The 21928-nt window shown below is 41.2% G+C and carries 16 protein-coding genes and 1 riboswitch; of the genes, 5 read left to right on the top strand and 11 right to left on the bottom strand.

The annotated features are described in order from the left end of the window. Positions 1-2 precede the first annotated feature (2 nt). Genes apaG through lptD form a run of 5 tightly spaced genes read right to left on the bottom strand, consistent with a single transcriptional unit; the run spans position 3 to position 5968 of the window. Positions 3-380: a Co2+/Mg2+ efflux protein ApaG gene (apaG, locus tag B6258_RS05650; RefSeq protein ID WP_006535978.1), complete on the bottom strand. Its 378-nt coding sequence runs from the start codon at positions 378-380 to the stop codon at positions 3-5. A 25-nt stretch (positions 381-405) separates the two neighbouring features. Then, positions 406-1224 carry a 16S rRNA (adenine(1518)-N(6)/adenine(1519)-N(6))-dimethyltransferase RsmA gene (rsmA, locus tag B6258_RS05645; protein ID WP_088494662.1) on the bottom strand — a complete coding sequence of 273 codons (819 nt, stop codon included), beginning with the start codon at positions 1222-1224 and terminating at the stop codon, positions 406-408. Then, complete coding sequence (gene pdxA, locus B6258_RS05640; protein WP_099074446.1) at positions 1217-2215, bottom strand: 4-hydroxythreonine-4-phosphate dehydrogenase PdxA; 999 nt, start codon at positions 2213-2215, stop codon at positions 1217-1219. The genes rsmA and pdxA overlap by 8 nt, the downstream gene beginning before the upstream one ends. Further along, complete coding sequence (surA, locus tag B6258_RS05635) at positions 2205-3542, bottom strand: peptidylprolyl isomerase SurA (RefSeq protein WP_099074445.1); 1338 nt, start codon at positions 3540-3542, stop codon at positions 2205-2207. The genes pdxA and surA overlap by 11 nt, the downstream gene beginning before the upstream one ends. Before the next feature lie 50 nt (positions 3543-3592). Then, positions 3593-5968: an LPS assembly protein LptD gene (gene lptD, locus B6258_RS05630; protein WP_099074444.1), complete on the bottom strand. Its 2376-nt coding sequence runs from the start codon at positions 5966-5968 to the stop codon at positions 3593-3595. 430 nt (positions 5969-6398) lie between these two features. On the opposite strand from lptD, the gene djlA reads away from it, so the two are divergent. Next, positions 6399-7199: a co-chaperone DjlA gene (gene djlA, locus B6258_RS05625; protein WP_023582748.1), complete on the top strand. Its 801-nt coding sequence runs from the start codon at positions 6399-6401 to the stop codon at positions 7197-7199. Positions 7200-7442: 243 nt separating this feature from the next. Here the strand turns inward: djlA and rluA are convergent, their stop codons facing one another. From rluA to thiB, 6 genes are all read right to left on the bottom strand, one after another. Further along, a complete protein-coding gene (gene rluA / locus B6258_RS05620; RefSeq protein WP_099074443.1) occupies positions 7443-8096 on the bottom strand; it encodes a bifunctional tRNA pseudouridine(32) synthase/23S rRNA pseudouridine(746) synthase RluA in 654 nt (217 codons plus the stop codon). 54 nt (positions 8097-8150) lie between these two features. After that, complete coding sequence (rapA, locus tag B6258_RS05615; RefSeq protein WP_099074442.1) at positions 8151-11054, bottom strand: RNA polymerase-associated protein RapA; 2904 nt, start codon at positions 11052-11054, stop codon at positions 8151-8153. A gap of 185 nt (positions 11055-11239) precedes the next feature. Next, entirely contained in the window at positions 11240-13594 is a 2355-nt protein-coding gene (locus B6258_RS05610) for a DNA polymerase II (protein WP_099074441.1), read from the bottom strand. An 88-nt stretch (positions 13595-13682) separates the two neighbouring features. Continuing rightward, positions 13683-14384: a thiamine ABC transporter ATP-binding protein ThiQ gene (thiQ, locus tag B6258_RS05605; protein WP_099074440.1), complete on the bottom strand. Its 702-nt coding sequence runs from the start codon at positions 14382-14384 to the stop codon at positions 13683-13685. Next, the gene (gene thiP, locus B6258_RS05600; protein ID WP_099074439.1) at positions 14377-15957 is read right to left on the bottom strand and encodes a thiamine/thiamine pyrophosphate ABC transporter permease ThiP; all 1581 of its coding nucleotides are present in this window, start codon (positions 15955-15957) and stop codon (positions 14377-14379) included. The genes thiQ and thiP overlap by 8 nt, the downstream gene beginning before the upstream one ends. After that, on the bottom strand, positions 15957-16970 hold the full coding sequence (gene thiB / locus B6258_RS05595; RefSeq protein ID WP_099074438.1) for a thiamine ABC transporter substrate binding subunit: 1014 nt from the start codon (positions 16968-16970) through the stop codon (positions 15957-15959). Before thiB ends, thiP begins: the two co-directional genes overlap by 1 nt. 64 nt (positions 16971-17034) lie before the next feature. Next, a riboswitch (TPP riboswitch) is annotated at positions 17035-17126 on the bottom strand. A gap of 112 nt (positions 17127-17238) precedes the next feature. Here thiB and rppH point away from each other — a divergent pair. The 4 genes from rppH (at position 17239) to B6258_RS05575 (ending at position 21891) form a co-directional block, all read left to right on the top strand. Next, positions 17239-17769, top strand: coding sequence for an RNA pyrophosphohydrolase (gene rppH, locus B6258_RS05590; RefSeq protein ID WP_036934096.1), 531 nt, complete (start codon positions 17239-17241; stop codon positions 17767-17769). An 8-nt stretch (positions 17770-17777) separates the two neighbouring features. Beyond that, on the top strand, positions 17778-20024 hold the full coding sequence (ptsP, locus tag B6258_RS05585) for a phosphoenolpyruvate--protein phosphotransferase (RefSeq protein WP_099074437.1): 2247 nt from the start codon (positions 17778-17780) through the stop codon (positions 20022-20024). 79 nt (positions 20025-20103) lie between these two features. After that, the gene (gene lgt, locus B6258_RS05580; RefSeq protein WP_099074436.1) at positions 20104-20994 is read left to right on the top strand and encodes a prolipoprotein diacylglyceryl transferase; all 891 of its coding nucleotides are present in this window, start codon (positions 20104-20106) and stop codon (positions 20992-20994) included. Between the two features lie 45 nt (positions 20995-21039). Then, positions 21040-21891: a thymidylate synthase gene (locus B6258_RS05575; RefSeq protein ID WP_099074435.1), complete on the top strand. Its 852-nt coding sequence runs from the start codon at positions 21040-21042 to the stop codon at positions 21889-21891. Positions 21892-21928: the final 37 nt, after the last annotated feature.

Below are 21928 nucleotides of genomic sequence, written 5' to 3'. Positions count from 1 at the left end.
AGTTAGTTTATCAATGTTGGAAGTGCAAGGCGGAAAACAGGGATCTCTATTTGAAATAATCGACCATCAGTGTCAATCATTTCATAATGACCTTCCATTGTTCCCATTGGTGTTTCAAGAACGGCACCACTGGTATAGCGGTATTGTGTGCCAGGCTCTATAAGTGGCTGCTCGCCGACAACACCTTCACCTCGAACTTCAGTGGTATTACCTTGTGCATTGGTGATCAACCAATAGCGGCGCAGGAGGCGAATTGCACATTTATTCAAATTATGAATTGATATGGTATAAGCAAAAACATATCGCTCATCTTCAGGGGAAGATTGGCTTTCAATGTAAACGCTTTGTACCTGTATCGCCACTTTTGATGAGGTAAACATAGTGCCTCCTGTCTCTGGCTTTATCTTATGCTTGTGAGTCTTGCTTTTGCGATAACCAGTTTGCCACTTTGCAGTATTGCTCAACAGAAATATTTTCTGCTCGTGCAGTTGGATCGATATCAAGAGCTATCATATCTTCTGCTGTGAGTAATCCACCTAAGCTATTACGTAGTGTTTTACGGCGTTGATTGAATGCTTGAGCGGTAATACGGCTTAGCATTGCAATATCCGTTACTGGGTATGGTTTTTCTTTGTAAGGGATCAAGCGAACAACCGCTGAATCAACTTTAGGTGCCGGTTTAAATGAAGTGGGTGGAACTTCAAGTACAGGGATGATTTGGCAATAATATTGCGCCATCACACTTAAGCGACCATAAGTTTTGCTACCGTGACCAGCAACAAGGCGATTAACCACTTCTTTTTGCAACATAAATGTCATATCAGAAATTGCGTCAGCAAAACTGAATAAGTGGAACATAAGTGGTGTAGAAATGTTATAAGGCAAGTTACCAAAAACACGCAGAGGTTGCTGGCGCTCTTTTGCTAATTGTGCAAAATCGATCGTCATAGCATCTTGCTGAATAATGGTCAGCTTGTCTTTTAATGTTGGATGAACTTCTAAACGAGCGGCTAAATCACGGTCAATTTCTACAACCGTCATCTTATCCATTCTTGCGCCTACAGGCTCTGTAATTGCACCTAAACCAGGGCCAATCTCAACGATGGCTTCACCTGGTTGAGGATAAATGGATTCAACAATACTTTCAATAATATAGCTGTCTGTTAAAAAGTTCTGCCCGAAGCGTTTGCGGGCAAAGTGCCCCTGATGGACTCTATTATTCATTACAATTTTGTATCATATTAATGGCTAAATTTAATGCGGTGCAAAAACTGCCAGCATCTGCGCTTTTCGTACCTGCAAGCTCAAGGGCGGTGCCATGATCAACAGAAGTACGGATAAAAGGAAGACCGAGAGTTATATTCACGGCGCGACCGAAACCTTCATATTTTAGCACAGGTAATCCCTGATCGTGATACATCGCAAGTACCGCATCAGCATGTGTTAAATATTTAGGTTGGAATAAGGTATCAGCAGGATAAGGCCCATGAAGATGAATGCCTTGATGACGTAATTGTGTTAATGCAGGTTCAATAATATCAATTTCTTCACGTCCCATATGACCACTTTCTCCTGCATGAGGATTAAGGCCACAAACGTAAATTTGAGGTTCTGCTATACCAAATTTGGTTTTTAAATCGTGGTTTAAAATGGTAATAATTTCATGCAGAAGTTCGCCTGTAATCGCATCCGCCACATCTCGTAATGGTAAATGTGTGGTTGCTAATGCGACTCTTAATGTCTCTGTCGCCAGCATCATGACAACACGTTCACAGTGGCTACGATCAGCAAAAAATTCGGTGTGTCCTGTAAAATGCACACCTGCATCATTGATGATACCTTTATGAACTGGCCCAGTCACAAGTGCTGAAAATTCACCCTTTAGGCAGCCATCACAAGCGCGCGCTAATGTTTCTACAACGTATAATCCATTGCGCGAATCTAATGTACTTGGAATGGCATTAGTGTGTAGAGCGATTGGGAGTACACAAATTTGACTGGGTGTATGTGTTTGAGGTGGCGAGGCAGGATCGTATTCAACTAATGAAAGAGGCAGTTTTAACAATTCTGCTCTTGTTTTAAGTAACTGAGGATCAGCACAAACAACCCAAGGTAAATCCCAACTCATTTGTGCTAATGAGATAATAAGGTCAGGACCAACCCCGGCTGGCTCGCCGGGGGTGATAACAAGTGGTTTTATTTGCTTAGTTTGCATTATTCTCGTTCATTATTTTCACATAAGCCCCTACTCGTAGCTCTTGCATCCAGTTTTGTACCTCTTCATTAAATTTACGATTGAAGAGTAAACGGTATGCTTGTTCTTTATTCGCGGCATCTGTTTTATCAACACTACGTGTGTCTTCTAATTCAATTAAATGCCAGCCAAAGTTTGAGCGAACAGGTTGGCTTAATTCGTTTTTATTTAAGCGCATTAACGCATCACGGAATGCTGGATCGTAAACATCAGGCATTGACCATCCTAACTCACCGCCACGCAATGCTGAACCTGGATCTTCAGAGTACTCTTTTGCTGCATCAGCAAAGGTCATTTTACCACTGCGAATATCGGCAGAGATCTGCTGTAACTTAGCATAGGCTTGCTCATCATTCATGATTGGCGAGCTTTTTAGCAGAATATGACGGCTTTTAACTTCTGTAACAGAAAGAGTATTAGAACCACCACGAATATCGTTTACTTTGATAATGTGTAAGCCAACACCCGAGTGAATAGGCCCTACAATTTGGCCTTTTTGCGCATTTGTTAACTCTTTTGCAAATAGTGTTGGTAATTCATCAATAGATGCCCAACCCATATTACCGCCATTTAAAGCTTGTGGATCAGCAGAATAAGTTGCAGCTAATTTACCAAAATCTGCACCATTTTTAAGCTGATTCATAATGCGCGTAATGACTTGTTTTGCTTTTTCCATTTCTGCTGGTGCAGGATTTTCTGATAATGGAATTAAGATATGGCTTAGGTTTAGATCAATACTTTGGCTTGCTTGGCCTTCAATTTGCTTAGCAAGAGAATCAACTTCTTGAGGTAAAATAGTAATACGGCGACGCACCTCATTATTGCGTACTTCAGCTAACATCATCTCTTTACGGATATCTTGGCGATATTCGTTATAAGAAATACCATCGGCAGCAAGGCGTTTTTTCAGTTGCTCAAGAGAAAGTTTATTTTCAGCAGCAATACCTTGAATTGTCGATTCTACTGCGGCATCTGGAATATCAATTTGCATTTGCTGTGCCATTTGCAAAATGATGTTATCCATCACCAAACGTTCTAGAATTTGTTGGCGAAGAACTTGCTCATCAGGCATCTCTTGACCCGCATTTTTAGCGTTCATTTTGACTGTCTGTAACATTCTATTGACGTCACTTTCTAGAACGACACCGTTATTGACGATAGCCGATACACGGTTTAATTCTTGAGCAGCAAATGTTGTTGAGCTGGTGGCTGCACCGACCGTGATCATTAAGCCGATAAACAGCGTTTTCCAATTTTTCATAAGTTTCCCATTATGTATTTTCCGCATCTTATTGCGGGGTGACATATTTATTCAGCCAATTCCGTAGTCTGATTAAATCAGAATGCTCTTTGATAAGGTAAGATACCGCGTTCAAGCATTTTCTGGCTACCCAAACTATGATTGTTACTTAGGCCTCTGAGTTCCACATTGACAGACCATTTATTATCAATATCGCTGTGGTCAACTTTCCAGCCAACAATTTTCCGTTCATAACCCACATTCACAGCCCAGCAACAGGTGTTATATTGTAGACCAACCATTTGGCTAACAGGCTCTGATTCTTTGGTATCAAAGTAATAAGCACCCACAAGTCCCCAACGTTCTGCTAATGGCCAACTGCCTACGACTCCGACTTGTGAAATACCTTTTTGGTAGTCTTTAAGCCACCCATTATTCTTATCTTCTAATGTTCGAATTCGAGTTGCTTGGATATAGTCACGATCCACATAACGATAGCTTAACTGTAGAAGGTGATCACTATCTGCGCGATATTCCATAATCGCATCACCCATTGAGACGCTACCTAAACGACGGTCATACTGTAAACCACCACGCATACCTACGGTATCAGTGATCCGCCAGTAGGCATCACCCGCCCATACCATAGAGCCGATTTCATCTTTACTATTTAGCAAACTATCATTTTTAGAAGAAGGACCAGTTCTTGGACGCTCAAAGAAGTAGATTTGACCTACAGAAACGTTAAAACGTTCAACTAATTCGCTATCATAAAAACGCGAAGTGACACCCGTGGTTAATTGGTTTGCAGAGGCAATACGGTCTAGGCCACCGTACATTCTATCGCGGAATAATCCGCCATAGTTTGACTGTAGTAATGCAGAGTCAAAGTTGTTGATGTTAGATTGGTCTTTATAAGGAACATAAAGATATTGCATTCGAGGCTCAAGGGTTTGTGTAATATCATTGGTTTGATATTGGCGCTCGAAAACCACTTTCATATCAGACTTAAACTGTGGCAATACACGATTAACACTGTCATCTAATTGGTTAGGATTTTTTTTCTCATAAGCCTCAGGAATGTCTTGATCGTAATGGGTTGCCATTATCTTCAATTCATTATTAAAGCTTGCCCAACCCGTTGATGCAGGGAGTGAAATCGTTGGCTCAATATGGAAACGATTTGCTTCTGGGGTGTTATCTCCCACACTGGTAAAACGCACAAATTGGGCGTAAGTACGGAAATCAAACGGTCCTATATCATTCTTATAATAATTGAGATCAAGCTGTGGCTCTGCACGATAAGCTTTTGCATCTTTATTATCTGAGAAAATTTGGAACTGTTTGGTTGTTAATGTGGCATTCCAGTTCTGTTGTGCATAACCCGTACTAAATTTCTGAGTCGCATAGCCATCAGTGGTATTACCATATTGAGAGGTGAAATCAGTAAAGTATCTATTATCACTGACTTTGGTGTAATCGATGTTAAATCGCCACACATCGTTCATGACACCACTATGTCCCCAATAGAATAACCAACGATTTGCTGTATCACGAGGAAGATAACCTGATTTATTTTCTGCTTTATCTTTATTGTATTGGCTATCGTGATTAATCCAATCAACGGCAATCGTGCCGCGACCTGGAGTGGTTAAATAACGGAATTCATTATCTAATTTTAAACCTCGACGGCTGATATAGTTAGTCGTAATGGTCGCATCATAATTAGGGGCAATGTTCCAGTAATAAGGCAGTAAGAAATCAAAGCCTGAACTACGGGAATAGCTTCCGTTAGGAATTAAGAAACCAGAACGGCGTTTATCACCAATCGGTAATTGAAGGTAAGGGCTATAAAAGATAGGCACATTGGCGACACGAAAACGTGCATTCCAAATTTCAGCAACTTGTTCTTCACGGTCTAAAATAACCTCAGAGCCGACAACGCTCCAGCTATCATCTCCCGGTAAACAAGACGTGAACATGCCTTTATCCATAATGGTATAGCGGTTTTCACCACGCATTTGCATTTTATCAGCGTAACCGCGGCCTTGACGGCCAACCATTTGGTAATCCCCTTGCTCGATATCCGTATCTTTATTATTAAGATTAGACCAAGCGCGAGGGCCTTTTAAGATGATTTGAGGATCATCATAAGACACATTTCCCGTTGCTGTGACCATTCTTAATGGTGTTTCTCCCTCTGTCTGTGTCAGTTCAACACTGTCGGCACTTAAGGTTTGGTTTCCCTGTTTAATATCAACATCACCTTTATATTTAACCATGCGAGGATATTCACCTTGCATATCATTTGCAGTGATAGTGACGGGCAAGCTGTTAGGATCGCCTTGTACTAATGGTTTGTTATAAACAGGAACTCCCAGTAAACATTGGGAGGCAAGATCAGCATAAGCAGGCTGACCGTATATTGTGGCCCAAACTAGGGTGGCCAGCAGTGTGGGATAACTTTTTTTCATAAGTATTTATGTGCTTCCGTCATCAGTGGCTTCGTGCTGATAAACAGCGAGAAACTAACGCAGGGAGTTATGCGACACCAGCCCAACGTTCTGAACATTGTTCTAACGGTAACCGAAAAATAGGCATAAGCCTCATTTTTTCGATGTTTCTGTGTTGAAATAGAGTTATAGCCTTATTAGAAACAAAAAAACACCGCGCTGATGCGGTATTTCGTGCTGTGTAACAACGCTAAAGTTATTCGTTTGGTCACTCATTTTACTTTAACACAATTCAAACGAAAACAGCATTACCTCTGTCCAAAGAGAAACAGTAAATCTCTTCATTTTAAGAAAAAGTCTATTTAGAGGTTGCTTGGTGTTAGGTGTGCAAGCAAATGAATAGTATGATAATGCAAAATTGCAGTCAGAGCATTGAAGATTTGAGGAGTCTATGCGCTATTGGGGAAAATTATTAGGCCTTACCATTGGTAGTTTTGCAGGAATAGGCTTTTGGGGTATTGTTATTGGTGTTTTTCTTGGGCACCTCTATGACATGCAACGAAGTAAATTAGGAAGTGGTGGGCGCTATACGCGTGATAGACAAGCTTTTTTCTTTGCTGCAACCTTTCAAGTTTTAGGCCACCTGACAAAATCAAAAGGGCGAGTGACTCAAACGGATATCTCTCTTGCCAGCGAATTAATGGATCGTATGAACTTGCATGGTGTGGGTCGCCAAGCCGCGCAACAAGCTTTTAGAGAAGGGAAATCACCTGATTTTCCATTAAGAGCCACATTGCAACGTGTTCGACAAATTTGTGTTGGGCGCCGTGACTTACTTCAGATGTTTCTGGAAATCCAATTACAAGCTGCTTTTGCAGACGGTCAACTGCATCCGAATGAAAGAAAAATGCTGTTTATTATTATTGATGAGCTCGGTTTTTCTCGTGCGCATTTTGAACATATATTAGCAATGATGCAGGCTGGTCAGAATTTTCATTATCAAAATGGACAGGGTTATCAGCCCCAACCTCAAGGCCCAACGCTCTCTGATGCGTGTAAGGTACTTGGCGTCGATGAGAATGATGATGTTAAAACCATAAAAAGAGCTTATAGAAAATTAATGGGAGAACATCATCCGGATAAACTTGTAGCAAAAGGTTTACCGCCAGAAATGATGGAAATTGCAAAACAAAAAGCACAGTCTATACAAGTTGCTTACGATTTGATTAAAAAAGAAAAAGGATTTCGTTAACATCTTGTAAAAAAAGATGAGAAAAGAGAGAATTATTCCGTGATAGAGATAACTTAGACTGAGTTGAGTTTATTATTTATCACGGTAAAATATAAGTGAAATTTAATTATTTCATTCTCTCTTCTCTTAAAAAAGGAACTCTATCCATGTCAAACGTCCGTGTTCTTGTTGGGGTTATGGGATTAGTGCTTTGCCTGCTCCTTGCTTCATTGAGTTCAGTGACTGTTTTAGTGTCATAAGGCACTAAAAATCGGCAAGGCATTCAAAATGTATCGGGGATCGAAAAGCAGGATGCGTAATAAATAACTCCTGAGCATGTAACTGCAGGCGAGGTGCCATTGCTCTTGCCTGCGGGTGTGCATAAAAGCGATCCCCTAAAATAGGATGCCCCAACGCTAACATATGTACCCGCAATTGATGTGAACGCCCAGTAATGGGTGAGAGTTTCACTCTGGTTGCATTCTCTTCATATTCCAACACTTCATAAAAAGTTTGCGCCGCTTTTCCTGTTTCATGACAGACTTTTTGTTTTGGTCGATTAGGCCAATCACAAATCAAAGGTAAATCAACCAATCCTTCTTCTTTTTCGACATGTCCCCAAACGCGTGCGATATAGGTTTTTTTGGGTTCACGCTCACGAAACTGACGCTTTAGTTCACGCTCTGCTTCTTTATTCAGTGCAACAACGATAACGCCACTGGTTGCCATATCAAGGCGATGCACACACTCAGCATTAGGAAATTCTGCTTTAATGCGCGACATAATACTGTCGTTATGCTCTGGCGCTTTGCCCGGTACTGAGAGTAATCCGCTGGGTTTATTGACGGCAATAATATGCTCATCTTGATATAAAACATGTAACCAAGGATCAGTCGGCGGGGTATACACTTCCATCATGGTGGATATCTCATCAAAACAACGGGGAGTAAAAACTCCCCGCTTTAACGGTAATTATTGGTGGGTAACAACGATGAGGCGAATTGAATCTAAACGCCACGTTGCTTCATCTAAATGGTTAAGAATATGAGCACGTTCATTTTCAATTGCTTCGACTTCATCATCACGAATATTTGGGTTGACTGCACGTAGAGCGTCTAAGCGCGATAATTCATGAGTCAGCACGCGATCGGCTTCTTCTTTCGCTTTTTGGATAAGTCCTTTCGCTTCGACTTCCATTAACGGTTCAGAGGCTTTAAGTACATGGTGAACTTCACTTTGTACCGCATTGACCAGTTTGCTCGAAGTATGGCGATTAACCGCATTTAATTGGCGGTTAAAGCTTTCAAACTCAACTTGAGATGCAAGGTTATTACCTTTTAGATCAAGTAATAAGCGAACCGGTGTTGCTGGTAAGAAACGGCTTAAATGAAGATGTTTAGGCGCTTGTGCTTCTACGACATAAATCAGTTCAACTAACAGCGTTCCCACTGGCAAGGCTTTATTTTTTAATAAAGAAACGGCACAACTTCCTGTATCGCCAGATAAAATCAAATCTAAGCCATTACGGATAATGGGGTGTTCCCAACTGATAAATTGGGTATCTTCACGAGATAACGCTTGCTCTCTATCAAATGTGATAGTGCAACCATCTTGCGGTAATCCTGGGAAATCAGGCACCAACATATGATCGGATGGGGTTAAAATAATTAGGCTATCACTGCGATCTTCTTGATTAATACCGACGATATCAAACAAGTTCAGTGCAAAGTTTACTAACTCAGGATCGTTATCTTGAGCCGCAATTTCACCCGCTAATTCAACGCCCACTTCACCACCGTTAGAATGCATTTCTAATAGGCGGTCGCGGCCTTGCTCAAGTTTGAGCTTCATTTCATCATGCTGTTTACGACAAGCGACAATAAACTCATCAAAATCAGCTAATTCATTAGGTTGTGCAAGGTAATTGACGAGAGCATCATATTTGCTGTCATAAATAGTACGACCTGTTGGACAAGTATGCTCAAAGGCATCTAAGCCTTCGTGATACCAACGTAATAATACCGATTGGGCCGTACCTTCAAGATAAGGAATACGAATATCAATGTCGCGATTTTGACCAATACGATCGAGACGACCAATACGTTGTTCTAGTAAATCAGGGTTAAATGGCAGATCAAACATAACCAGTTGATTAGCAAACTGGAAGTTACGTCCTTCAGAGCCGATTTCTGAACATAGCAGAACTTGTGCGCCTTCTTCTTCAGAAGCAAAATAAGCCGCTGCACGATCGCGTTCAAGTAATGACATCCCTTCGTGGAAGACTGCTGCACGAATCCCTTCACGCTCACGTAAAACTTGTTCTAATTGCAGTGCTGTTGCTGCTTGAGCACAAATTACCAGTACTTTTTCATTACGATTTGCAGTTAAGAAACCCAGTAGCCATTCAACACGAGGGTCAAAGTTCCACCATGTTGCGTTTTCACCTTCGAATTCTTGGTAAATACGTTCAGGGTAGAGCATCTCTTTTGCACGAACTTCGAGGCTCTTTTTCGCTGCCATAATTTCAGCTACTTTGATCGCCGTTTGATATTGTGTTGGCAGTGGCATTTTTATCGCGTGAAGTAAGCGATTTGGGAAACCTTTAACACCAGAACGGGTATTTCGGAATAACAGACGACCTGTACCGTGTCTATCCATCAACATGTGGATAAGCTCTTGGCGAGACTTAGTACGTTCTTCACCTTGGGTATTTGCCGCTTTTAGTAATGGCTCAACATCTTGCTCGCTGATCATTTCACTGATGATATTTTGTTGTTCAGTGTTTAAATCATCTTCTGATAGCAAAATAGTGACAGCATCGGCAACAGGGCGATATTTTTGTTGCTCATTAATAAATTCGTTGTAGTCATGGAAACGGCTTGGATCAAGCAGACGCAAACGGGCAAAGTGGCTTTCTTGACCTAACTGCTCTGGGGTTGCGGTTAATAGCAATACAGAAGGAATAGATTCAGCTAACTCTTCAATCACTTGATATTCACGGCTTGGAGCATCTTCACTCCAAACAAGGTGATGCGCTTCATCGACAACTAACATATCCCATGTTGCTTCAACTAAGTGTTCAAAACGTTGCTTATTTTTACGCACAAAATCTAAAGAGCAGATGATCATCTGTTCTGTTTCAAATGGATTATCGCTATCTAATAGAGATTCACTATAACGGCTATCATCAAACAGTGAGAAACGGAGGTTGAAACGACGTAACATTTCAACTAACCATTGATGTTGTAAGCTTTCAGGCACAATAATCAACACTCGCTCAGCACGACCATCCATTAATTGCTGGTGGATAATCATCCCGGCTTCAATGGTTTTACCTAAGCCCACTTCATCAGCTAATAATACGCGAGGGTTATGACGTTTACCCACTTCATTGGCAATATAAAGCTGATGGGGTATAAGGCTTGCGCGAATACCACGTAAACCACTTTGTGCTTGCTTAAACTGCTCGCTCATAAATTTACGAGCGCGGTAGCGTAAGGCAAAGCGATCCATACGGTCGATTTGACCGGCAAAAAGGCGATCTTGGGGCTTATTAAAAGTGAGTTTGTTATCTAAGAACACTTCACGTAATTGTGCAGGCTCTTCAGTGTCTAAACGTACACCATGGTAGATAAGTAGGCCGTTATCTTCTACAACGTTATCGATGGCGAGTTTCCAACCTTCGTGACTGGTGACGGTATCTCCTGCATTGAACATTACCCGCGTTATCGGTGCATCATGACGGGAGTAAAGGCGGTTTTCGCCACAGGCAGGAAAAAGTAAGGTGACCATGCGGGCATCAACGGCCACAACAGTACCCAGTCCAAGCTCGCTTTCAGTATCGCTAATCCAACGTTGACCAAGAGTAAAAGGCATATATATAAACTCAGCTCTCAAATATATAATTTAGGAATTATTAATGAATGCAGTATTGCGGTGTTGTCATTAAAATCTGCGGGATAAAAATTGCTTATTTCTTGAACAAAGAAAAGCTAATTATCACCAAAGGGGCGTTATGTTAATAGATGCAAAGCAAACCGTCACCTGCAAAATGACACAACTTAAAATGAGAGTGTCATTTGTCCATTTAACAAGGTTGAAAAATCATCTTGTATAAAAGGCAGGATTGCATCTGCAATAGGCATTAACTGCTTATTGATATAGTGCTCATAATCAGGTGCAGTGGTAATGTGCTCTAACGGCTCAGGCCCCAAGAGGGTAATTATATAACTAATCCAACCGCCTTGCTGATATTGTTGAGGTCTATTTTGGGATAAATTATATTCATCTGCTTTACGCGCTGCTTTGACATGAGGGGGAACGTGGTGCTGATATTCTGATAACTTTCGACGTAACCGTTTACGATACACCAATCTCTCATCATATTTTCCCGCAAGCGTATCCGCGACATAATCACGAATAAACTGCTGATAAGGTTGCTGATGAAAAATGCGTGTATAAAGCTCCTGTTGAAATTTTTGAGCGAGAGGAGTCCAATCTGTTCTGACAGTTTCTAATCCTTTAAACACCATTTTATCATTGCTGAGTCCGGCGTAGCGTTTTTTGCTACCGGTTTCCATACCTCGGATAGTGGGCATTAAAAAGCGGCGATAATGGGTCTCGTATTCTAGTTCTAATTTGCAATCAAGTTGGTAGTTTTCAAAGAGATGTGTTTTCCACCATTGATTTACATCTTGTACTAATTGATACCCAATCTGTTGTGCTTGTTGTTCTGTATGAAGTGATTTCAGCCAAACAAAGGTTGAATCTGTATCGCCATAAATAACTTGATAGCCTTTGGCTTCAATTAACTCTCGCGTTTTTTTCATAATTTCATGGCCTCGTAGCGTAATGGAAGACGCTAAACGAGGATCAAAAAAGCGACAGCCCACAGAGCCTAAAACACCATAAAAAGCATTCATAATAATTTTGAGTGCTTGAGAGAGCGGGGCATTTTTATGTAGTTTGGCATTATCTCTTTCATGCCAAATTTGCGACACAATAGCTGGTAAACAGTGCAGTTCTCGTGAAAATCGAGCTTGGCGAAATCCAGAAATAGAAAACTTTTCATCCGGTTGGTGTATTCCTTCAATCATTCCTACGGGATCGATTAAAAAAGTACGAATAATAGAGGGATAAAGGCTTTTGTAATCAAGTACAACAACAGAGTCATATAAGCCGGGAGCGGAGTCCATGACAAAGCCACCGGGGCTATGCTCTTCAGGTTTTTCACCTTGGTTAGGTGCAACATATCCAATGCGATGCATTGAAGGGAGGTAGAGATGCGTAAATGCCGCCACAGATCCTCCGCTTCTATCAACGGAAAGCCCTGTAACACAAGCTCTCTCTAATAAGAATGCCATAAGAGAGGTTGCATCAAAGATGCGGTTCACTAAGACACAATCTTGCCAATTATAATAAGCCAGTGCCGGTTTATCTTCTTTAAAGCGTCGATTAATTTCATCCATTCTGGCGTAAGGTGTATCGATGGCTTTACCTTCACCTAACAGTGCTTGAGCAACGGATTCGAGGCTAAAAGAGGGGAAATTCCATGTCGCCATTTTCAAAGCATCGATCCCATCGATAATTAAACGACCTTGAGCAGAAGCAAAAAAATGACCTTTTTTAAACCCATGCTCTCGCCACTCTAACGGGCTATTTTGACGACCTAATAATAAACCGACGCCATACCGTTGGGCATGTGTGTACAAAATACGCAGATCGAACTGAATTAAATTCCAACCGATAATCGCATCAGGATCGTAGTGTTGTATCCACTCATTCAGTTTTTCAATTAAATGCAATCGGCTACTGACATAGCATAAGCGATAGCCTTGAAGTTGCTGGCTTTCACACTCTACGGACAACTCATCAGTAAGCATAAACACCACATTATCACCACAGCCAGCAAGCCCAATAGAGTAAAGCTCACCAAATTCACTGGTTTCAATATCTAAAGAGACCGTTCGAAGCGCAGGGCGATAATCTGGTGCTGGTTTTAATGTAACAATATTATTTTGTTGATAACGAAACCAGACAGGTGCGGTGATAAAGCGCTCCATCATATAACGTTCATGCGGGCGGATATCCGCTTCATAAAGGCGGATGTGGTGCTCTTTAAGTTGTTGCTCAAGTTGAACAAGTTGGCGATATTGTTTGCAATAAACCCCAAAAACAGGTTGTCTTTCGAAATCTTTTAAATCGAGAGGGCGAATTTCAATATCAGGATTTTTATTAACGAGTGAGCGTAAAACAGTTTCATGTTGGCGGGCAACAAAACCGATAGCACGTTGCATTGGAACAGTGACTTTACGTGGTCCATTATCCGTAGCCAGCCAATAAGAGACGACAATACCTTTTGGTGTGTCGCTCCAGTGGCGAGTAAGAATAAAGCCTTGTTCCGTATGACCAATCATGAGCACCCAATAAACACAAATAATTCACTAAAGATGTGTTTATTATAGTCAATGTAGTGGTTATTTATACAGTTAATTTTGGCCGAGATTAATTAAACGGAACACCTAAAATAAGTGATTGATCCACTTCACCATTTATTAGTGATTGTGTATTTCCATCATACACAATCATACCGTTATCTATCACAATCGCTCTTGAGGCAATTTTTGCTGCATCTTCTAAGCTATGAGAAACCATCAATAAGGTTAACGCTTTTTCACGGCAAAGTTGCTCGAGTAGTGCCAACATCTCAATGCGTAAGGCGGGATCGAGTGCAGAAAAAGGCTCATCAAGTAATAAAATAGGTTGTTCACGAACAAGACAACGTGCAATAGCAACACGTTGGCGCTGACCGCCTGATAATTGAGAAGGTATACGTTCAAGATATTCACTGAGAGCCACTTGCTCTGCTCGATTCTCTAGTAGCGCTTTTTGATCTCCAGTCAGTTTTAATCCAGGATTTAACCCCAAGCCAATATTTTGCCTGACAGTTAAATGAGGGAATAGATTATTATCTTGAAATAACATGGAAATAGGGCGTTTTGCTGGCACTGTTTTTGTATGATCTTGACCATTAAGAAACAGGCTTCCTTTTTCTGATGGTAAAAAGCCAGCAATTAAACTGAGTAATGTACTTTTACCAGCACCACTTGGCCCCAATACAGCAATGCGTTCTCCTGCATTCACCGTTAGATTAAATAAGAGATGTTGGTGTTCATAAGTGTAAGCAAGATGCTCTAATTTAATCATAAGATTTTCCTGCCAATCGTTCTATTAGGCTAAAAAGAGAGAAGCAAAGTAGCAATAAGATCATGGCTGTTACCGCCCCATCTTGTGTGTGATAAGCGCCAATTTGCTGATAAAGATAGAAAGGTAATGTTCTAAAGGTTTCATTACCAAAAAGCGCCACAATCCCAAAGTCACCAATAGAAATGACACAAGCAAAGGCAAGGGCTTGTGAGATTGGCTTTTTTAATGCACGTAGTTCTATCCAACGGAGTCGGTTTATTCCTTGTAAATTTAGCGACTGACATAAAAAGCCATAACGTGAAGCGATATCATTCATCGGGTTTTCAAGCACTTTTAGGGCATAGGGAATGGCAATTAACGCGTTGGTTAAAATGACTAAAATATACGGTGATTCAGGTAATCCAATCGTATTGTTTAATAACAGAAAAAGGCCTGTTGCCAACACAATGCCCGGCATCGCTAGAATGATCAAACCACTCATTTCCATGGTTTGCCCTGCTTTTTTAAAATGGCGTAAGCGAAGTTCTCGGCTACTCCATAGCAACATCATCGTTAATACAACGCAAACAACACCCGCACCAACCGCAATAATCAGTGAGGTTGTAAAAGCTTGCCAAAGTACAGGCTGTTGTATGACTCGTAGAAATTGGTGATTAAGGCCATCGGTGATCACGGCTAAAATAGGTGGCACTAAAAAGAGGATCGCAAGAGTGATAATTAGAGCATCTGTTATTTTGCTAAAGATCGGATCATGGGGATCGCGCCAATGCTGCTTTTGGCTGTTTCCCACAAAAAGGGTGCCTTTTAGCTTTTGGCTGATAAGCACTAAACCTAAACAACAAAAGAGTTGGATCAAGGCTAAAAGTGCCGCGCGATGTAAATCGTAGTCATAACTTAATGCTTGATAAATAGCGAGTTCAACCGTTGTTGCCGAGGGACCTCCACCTAATGCCAACACAGTAGCAAAGCTTGCAAAGCAGAGCATAAAAATCAGCGATGCAGTGGGGAGCATTTGGCGCCATAAATAGGGAAACTCCAGAAAGCGGAAACGTTGCCAACCATTCATGCCGAGTTGTGAAGCTAACTGGCGTTGCTCTGATGAGATGCTTTCAAGTGCTTGTAATAGCATTCGGGTTGCTAATGGCATATTGAAAAAGATATGAGCTAATAAAATGCCTTGTAAACCATAAGGGGTAAATTGGTAGTCGATCCCTAGTGAATCACAGATTTGCGCAATCCATCCCACCCTGCCATAAACCGTTAAAATACCAAAAAGTGCCACTAGAACTGGTAATACAAGGCTCATGGCGCATAGGCGTAAAAACAGTGTTCGCCCTGTAAATTGGCGTCGATAGAGTGCTTTGGCGAGCCAAATAGCAGGTAGTATCGAAAATAGTGCAGATAAAAAGGCTTGCCAGAAAGTAAAACGGACGACATGCCATAAATATTCATCAGCAAAAATCGAAGACAGCTCACCACTTGGTGCGTTAAACCACAATGCACCAAATGATAATAACGCTACAATAAGCAGTAAACCCGAGGCACATAGCCCCGGGATAAGCCATCTTCCCATTAGCGACTAACCGCAGATTGCCAATTACGCGTCCATGTTTGGCGCTCTTTGGCGACAACATCTGCATCGAATTGCAATGATTTTTCGGGTTTAGGCATTAATGAATAGACGTCAGGTAATGGCATATCTATAACAGGATACATCCAATTAGTCGTTGGTATAGTTTCTTGGAAAGCTGGGGTTAATATAAATTGCATAAATTGCTGTGCTAATTCAGGTTGTTTGCTTGATTTCAGTTTTGCGGCAACCTCGACTTGCAAATAATGCCCTTCATCAAAAATAGCAGCCGCATAGTTATCTTTTTTATCCGCTAAAATGTGATAACCCGGCGATGATGTGTAGCTAAGTACAAAATCACCTTCGCCTTTTAAGAATAAGCCATAAGACTCACTCCAACCTTTAGTCACTGTCAGCGTTTTTTCTGACAATTTTTTCCATTCAGTGGCCGTATTTTCAGGATAAAGTGACTGCATCCATAGCATTAAACCTAAACCCGGAGTACTGGTGCGAGGATCTTGATAGAGGATTTTCCATTTTTCTGGGCTGTTTAGCAGTTCAGTCATGCTTTTGGGCGGGTTCTTGACTCGGTTTTTATCATAAATAAAAGCAAAGTAACCGTAGTCATAAGGCACAAAGGTATCGTCAGTCCATTTTTCAGGTAAGGTGAGTTTGGATGTATCGATATGACTTGGTGCGAAAAGTCCGGTTTCTTTTGCTGCATGGATCAGATTGTTATCTAATCCTAAAATAATATCAGCTTTACTTTTATCACCTTCCATACGTAAGCGATTGAGTAAAGACACGCCATCAGATAGAGCAACCAGTTTTAGCTCACAATCACATTGCTGTTCAAACGCCTTTTTTATTGCAGGCCCTGGCCCCCAATCTGCGGTAAATGAATCATAGGTGTAAACAGTGAGCGTAGGTTTTTGTGCGAAGGCTTGCGTTGAAAAAGTGCTCACAATGCCCAGTGCGCCCAGAAGGAAAGTAAAGCGAAGCGATTTAGTTAACACATTTAGTTCCTCAGTAAAAGTCAGGTAGGATCTGAGGAGTGAGGATGGCAAACCAATGAATATTGCAACATCCTGGCTCAAATCCCTACGCCAGTATTAGCTGGATCAGGTTCCACGAGTTTTTCTCAGCCTAAAAAGGCACCCCGTTGAGACTTTCCCATTGTAGATAAATACGCGCGTTGTGCAAAGTCTGTTGATAGAGGTTTACCGTTTGTGGGTAGTATGAAACAATGAGTTATCTTTCAAATTTGGTTATTGAGGTAGTCTAGTGATTGATGATGATGGCTACCGCCCGAATGTAGGGATTGTAATTTGTAATCGGCAAGGGCAAGTGCTTTGGGCTCGTCGCTATGGGCAACATTCATGGCAGTTTCCTCAAGGAGGAATTAACCCTGGAGAATCGCCAGAGCAGGCAATGTACCGAGAGTTGTTCGAAGAAGTTGGGTTAAGTCGCAAGGATGTCAAAATTCTTGCCTCCACACGTAACTGGTTACGTTACAAGTTACCTAAGCGTTTGGTGCGTTGGGACACAAAACCTGTTTGTATTGGACAAAAACAGCGTTGGTTCCTTTTGCAGTTAACAAGTAACGATAAAGACATTAATGTTCAACAAAGCAAAACACCAGAATTTGATGGCTGGCGTTGGGTGAGTTATTGGTATCCTGTTCGACAAGTCGTCTCTTTTAAACGTGATGTTTATCGACGTGTAATGAAAGAGTTCGCACCAGTAGTCATGCCATTGCAAGAACAAGTGTCTTTACCGCGTCCATCGTATGGATATCGGCGTAAAAGGTATTAGATAACACTATGCTGACACGTTTGCGAGAAATTGTAGAAAAAGTCGCTATGGCAGCCGGGCTTCCAGAAGCGCTTGAACTCTTAGTCAAGGAAACGTGTCAGGCAATGCACACGGATGTGTGTTCTATTTACCTCGCTGATAAACAACGTAGTTGTTTTTATCTTATGGCGACCAAAGGGTTAAAAAAACCCAGAGGGAGAGCCGTTAGCCTTTCATTTGATGAAGGCGTTGTTGGTGAAGTGGGTCGCCTTTCTGAACTTATCAACCTCGCTGATATTCGCGAACATCCTAGCTTTAAATACCTTCCTCAAGTTAAAGAAGATGATCTCCGAGCTTTTCTTGGCGTTCCTATTGTCTATCGTCGCCAACTCCTTGGGGTCTTAGTCGTTCAGCAAAAAGAGCGTCGCTTATTTAATGAAAGCGAAGAATCTTTTATGGTGACACTGGCGACACAGCTCGGCGCCACATTATCGCAAGTACAAACTAAAGGGCTTTTTGGACAATATCGTCAAAGTCGTATTAAAGCACTTTCGGTTTCAACGGGTGTGGTGATGGCTTATGGCTGGCAAGAAGTCTCTCAACCTATTCTTGAAAATGTCTTTAAAGCCAGTGCTCTCGATATAAAAGCAGAATTAAATCGGCTTACGGTAGCTTTAGAAGATGCTACCGCAGAATGTCGTCGCTTTAGTAAGCGATTTATGGCGAATGCACAAAAAGAGAGTGCCGCCATATTTGATCTCTACTCGCATTTACTTAATGATCCACAGCTTAAACATAAAATGACCGCAATCATTACACAGGGGTATGTTGCGGAATGGGCAGTTAAAGTGGTGGTTGAGAAAGTGGCTGCCCAATTTTCTAGCCTAAAAGATGGTTATATGCGAGAAAGAGCCTCTGATCTTAAAGCATTAGGACGCCGTTTATTATTTCATTTAGATGATGATCTAAGCTCAACCAATATTTGGCCAGAGCGTTTTATTTTGGTCGCAGATGAATTAAGTGCAAGTTTATTGGCAGAGTTACCCGAGCAACAACTTGCTGGTGTCATTGTTCGTGATGGCGCCACTCACTCGCATTCTGCCATTCTTGTTAGAGCGATGGGGATCCCTGCGATTATGGGGGCAGATATTCAACCTGAGCTTTTACATAATCGCATGCTTATTCTTGATGGTTATCGTGGTGAAATATTTATTGAACCAGAGCCTTTTATTACTCAAGAATACAAACAAATTATTGATGAAGAGAGCGTATTAAGCCAAATTGCAGAAGAGCAACTTGAACAGCAAGCGGTTTTAAAAAATGGTGAGGCAGTTAGCGTTCAACTGAATGCGGGATTAAATATAAAGTATGAACAACGCATTAGTGTGGGAATCGATGGCGTTGGTTTATATCGAACAGAAATTCCTTTTATGTTACAAAGCGGTTTTCCTTCTGAAGATGAACAGAAAAATCGCTACCGCGAAATACTCTCTTTTTTCCCTGATAAGCCTGTTGTATTGCGTGCTTTAGATATTGGTGCTGATAAGCAACTTCCTTATATGCCAATTAATGAGGAAAATCCCTGCTTAGGTTGGAGAGGAATAAGAATATTGCTTGATCAACCTGAAATCTTCCTTATTCAGCTACGTGCAATGCTAAAAGCAAACCTCGAATTTAAAAATTTGAAAATTTTGTTGCCGATGGTGACAAGTATTGATGAAATTGATGAAGCAAGAACATTGTTGCTACGAGCATGTGATGAAGTAAGTCGAGAGCTAAAATGTGAATGTGTTCCACCTCCGTTGGGGATTATGCTTGAAGTGCCTTCATTGGTGTTTATGCTGTCACAATTAGCTAATCGGGTTGATTTTATCTCCGTTGGAACAAACGATCTGACTCAATACTTGCTTGCCGTCGATCGTAATAATACCCATGTAGCATTACTCTATGATAATTTGCATCCTGCGTTATTGCGTTCACTGAATTTGATTGCAACACAATGCCAATATTATCGGCTGCCAGTGAGTGTTTGTGGTGAAATGGCGGGTACGCCAATAGGGGCATTGCTGTTAATAGGGCTCGGTTTTAGGCAGTTAAGCATGAGTGGTCGTAGTTTACCTAGGGTAAAATACTTATTACGCCATCTTGATCCTGTGATGTTACAGCCTTTCATGCAACAGGTGTTGCAAGCTGAAACGGCAACAGAAATCAAAAAATTGTCTTCCGAATTTATGGAACGGCAAGGATTAGGTGGATTAATTCGCGGAGGTATTTAGTCGGCCTTCGTATAAGCCTTTTCTATGTTGGTAATAAATAACCAGCACAGAAATTATTTATTAAGTGAAGTAGGGAATAATGAGTATAAGCTACCTTAAATTTCCAGAGATTGATCCCGTAATGTTCTCTATCGGGCCTGTGTCGTTACACTGGTACGGTATGATGTATTTAGTTGGGTTTGTCTTTGCCTTATGGCTTGCAAATCGTCGAGCTGCAAAACCGAATAGTGGTTGGAATAAAAATGAAGTTGAAACATTACTTTATGTCGGTTTTGTGGGTGTGTTTATCGGTGGTCGTTTAGGTTATGTTTTATTCTATAATCTGCCTGTCTTTTTAAATGATCCTCTTTACCTCTTTAAAGTGTGGGATGGCGGTATGTCGTTCCATGGCGGTTTAATTGGGGTAATTTGTGCCATGATTTGGTTTGCTAAACGCACTAAACGTAAATTCTTCCAAGTGGCAGACTTTGTTGCACCATTAATTCCATTTGGCTTAGGATTAGGTCGTGTGGGTAACTTTATTAATGGTGAATTATGGGGACGCGTCACACTCGATACACCTTGGGCGTTCTTATTCCCAACGTCACGTTCTGCTGATCTTCAGCTTGTTGCACAAGATCCAACAACACTACTCCCAATTATTCAAGAATATGGGGTTTTACCTCGTCACCCATCACAGCTTTATGAAATGCTGTTAGAGGGCGTAGTATTATTTATTATTCTGAATATCTTTGTACGCAAAAGTCGCCCAGTAGGTAGTGTTTCAGGCTTGTTCCTCATTGGTTATGGCGCATTCCGTATTATTGTTGAATTTTTCCGCCAACCAGACGCACAACTAGGGTTATTTGGTGGTGTGAGTATGGGACAAATACTTTCAATTCCAATGATTTTGTTGGGTATTATTTTTATAGTATGGGCTTATCGTCAAGATAAAAAGACACCACAAAACCCAACACCTGCTCACAAATAGTGTGAGATAAATTTTTTATTATTAGCTAATTACAAGAGAGACAACATGAAGCAGTATCTGGCATTGTGTCAACGCATTATCGATGAAGGGCAATGGATTGATAATAAACGGACAGGAACCCGTTGTTTAACGGTGATTAATGCTGATCTGGAATATGATGTTGCGAATAACCAATTTCCGTTGATAACGACACGTAAGAGCTTTTATAAAGCGGCAATCGCAGAGCTGTTAGGGTATTTACGTGGCTATGATAATGCTGCTCAATTTCGTGAAATTGGTTGTAATACATGGAATGCCAATGCAAATGAAAATGACGCATGGTTAAACAACCCTCATCGTAAAGGTGAAGACGATATGGGGCGTGTTTATGGTGTTCAAGGACGTCAATGGCAACGCCCAGATGGTTCCCATTTTGATCAACTATGTAAAGTGATCGATAACCTGACTAAAGGTATCGATGATCGTGGTGAGATCGTCACGTTTTATAATCCGGGTGAAACGGAACTGGGTTGTTTGCGTCCTTGTATGCATACACACACATTTTCATTAGTGGGTGATACGCTTTATTTAACCTCTTATCAACGTAGCTGTGATGTGCCATTAGGTTTAAATTTTAACCAAATTCAGTGCTTTGTTTTATTAGCGCTGGTGGCTCAAATTACAGGGCATAAGCCGGGTAAAGCATTTCATAAGATAATCAATGCACATATCTATGAAAATCAATTACCTCTAATGCGTGATGTGCAGTTAAAAAGAGAGCCATTGCCGTTACCAACATTACATATCAATCCAAAGATCAAAACGTTGGAAGATATCGAAACATGGGTAACCACAGATGATTTTACTGTTGAAGGTTATCAATGCCATGAAGCGATAAAATATCCATTTACGGTTTGATTTTCCTTTGTGTTTTAAAGCCTCTGTTTAGTGATAA

This window comes from Proteus alimentorum, from assembly GCF_002607735.1.
GTDB classification, from domain to species: domain Bacteria; phylum Pseudomonadota; class Gammaproteobacteria; order Enterobacterales; family Enterobacteriaceae; genus Proteus; species Proteus alimentorum.
This window is presented reverse-complemented; position numbering and strand designations above follow the sequence as displayed.

Bases quoted from the DNA above. Each gene is read 5' to 3' on its own strand.
- apaG (WP_006535978.1), bottom strand. From the start codon at position 380: ATGTTTACCTCATCAAAAGTGGCGATACAGGTACAAAGCGTTTACATT.
- rsmA (WP_088494662.1), bottom strand. From the start codon at position 1,224: ATGAATAATAGAGTCCATCAGGGGCACTTTGCCCGCAAACGCTTCGGG.
- pdxA (WP_099074446.1), bottom strand. From the start codon at position 2,215: ATGCAAACTAAGCAAATAAAACCACTTGTTATCACCCCCGGCGAGCCA.
- surA (WP_099074445.1), bottom strand. From the start codon at position 3,542: ATGCGGAAAATACATAATGGGAAACTTATGAAAAATTGGAAAACGCTG.
- lptD (WP_099074444.1), bottom strand. From the start codon at position 5,968: ATGAAAAAAAGTTATCCCACACTGCTGGCCACCCTAGTTTGGGCCACA.
- djlA (WP_023582748.1), top strand. From the start codon at position 6,399: ATGCGCTATTGGGGAAAATTATTAGGCCTTACCATTGGTAGTTTTGCA.
- rluA (WP_099074443.1), bottom strand. From the start codon at position 8,096: ATGATGGAAGTGTATACCCCGCCGACTGATCCTTGGTTACATGTTTTA.
- rapA (WP_099074442.1), bottom strand. From the start codon at position 11,054: ATGCCTTTTACTCTTGGTCAACGTTGGATTAGCGATACTGAAAGCGAG.
- B6258_RS05610 (WP_099074441.1), bottom strand. From the start codon at position 13,594: ATGATTGGTCATACGGAACAAGGCTTTATTCTTACTCGCCACTGGAGC.
- thiQ (WP_099074440.1), bottom strand. From the start codon at position 14,384: ATGATTAAATTAGAGCATCTTGCTTACACTTATGAACACCAACATCTC.
- thiP (WP_099074439.1), bottom strand. From the start codon at position 15,957: ATGGGAAGATGGCTTATCCCGGGGCTATGTGCCTCGGGTTTACTGCTT.
- ptsP (WP_099074437.1), top strand. From the start codon at position 17,778: ATGCTGACACGTTTGCGAGAAATTGTAGAAAAAGTCGCTATGGCAGCC.
- lgt (WP_099074436.1), top strand. From the start codon at position 20,104: ATGAGTATAAGCTACCTTAAATTTCCAGAGATTGATCCCGTAATGTTC.
- B6258_RS05575 (WP_099074435.1), top strand. From the start codon at position 21,040: ATGAAGCAGTATCTGGCATTGTGTCAACGCATTATCGATGAAGGGCAA.